The 244-nt window shown below is 61.5% G+C and carries 1 protein-coding gene; it reads left to right on the forward strand.

The genetic code is table 11. The annotated features are described in order from the left end of the window. Positions 1-244 (forward strand): extracellular solute-binding protein (locus SB717_RS38715; protein ID WP_410908555.1); only part of this gene is annotated, 244 nt, incomplete at both ends.

Genomic DNA, 244 nt, shown 5'->3' on the forward strand with positions numbered 1-244 from the left:
GGTGACCCTGCAGCTCTGGGACACCGACACCCGGCCGGATCGCACCGCCAACTTGAAGGAGTTGATCGCGATGTTCGAGAAGGAGAATCCGAACATCACCATCAGCTACCTCGGCCTCCCGACCGACTCGTACATGCAGAAGATCAGCACCGCCATCGCCACCAAGTCGACGCCGGACCTGGTGACCCCGAAGGCTTCGGATGTCGCAGCTCTTGTCGCTCAGAACGCTCTGGCACCGCTGGAT

The sequence above is a fragment of the Priestia sp. SIMBA_032 genome, from assembly GCF_046535215.1.
Lineage (GTDB): Bacteria > Bacillota > Bacilli > Bacillales > Bacillaceae_H > Priestia > Priestia aryabhattai.